The sequence below is a fragment of the Dyella japonica DSM 16301 genome (assembly GCF_001010355.1).
Taxonomy (GTDB): domain Bacteria; phylum Pseudomonadota; class Gammaproteobacteria; order Xanthomonadales; family Rhodanobacteraceae; genus Dyella; species Dyella japonica.
Genome location: NZ_JPLA01000125.1, coordinates 1 through 488, shown reverse-complemented (window position 1 = coordinate 488; position 488 = coordinate 1). Strand labels below are relative to the sequence as shown.

At 40.6% G+C, this 488-nt stretch carries 1 protein-coding gene; it reads right to left on the bottom strand.

Annotation, left to right across the window (positions count from 1 at the left end; translation table 11 throughout):
* Window positions 1–250, bottom strand: a 250-nt coding sequence (locus Y882_RS20595; RefSeq protein ID WP_211259227.1) for a hypothetical protein, incomplete at its 3' end; no start/stop codon positions are given.
* Window positions 251–488: the final 238 nt, after the last annotated feature.

Below are 488 nucleotides of genomic sequence, written 5' to 3'. Positions count from 1 at the left end.
CCATTGTGGATTCTACGAACTGCATTACTTCCTTTGTGGACATCCCGGATTCTGAAGCTGTTTTTGCAGCTTTACACAGTCCGATACTAGTCTTAATAACGTTATCGGCATATTTCTTATCAATATTGTAACGCTCATTCTTAATAAGAATCTCTTTATTTACAATATTTGAGACAGTTTCACAATCGAAAGTATATGCGTTCGCGTTGACACATACAACCAATCCTAACAAAACAAGTAGCTTTTTCATTTCTAGCTCCTTTTCTTAATGAGGGTATGTTACCCAACTAAGACGTTGATTTAAATACCCTCGGAGCTTATTACAACTTACCAGTAGAACCAAAACCGCCGCGGCCTGTTTCTTCTACCACACCAGAAACAATACGCGTACGAACCAGCTCCACAAGACGCGCCTGTGCAATACGTTCACCGACCTGAACCGTGTAAGGTTCACAGGAGTCATTATGCAGACGTATTTTCAACTCATC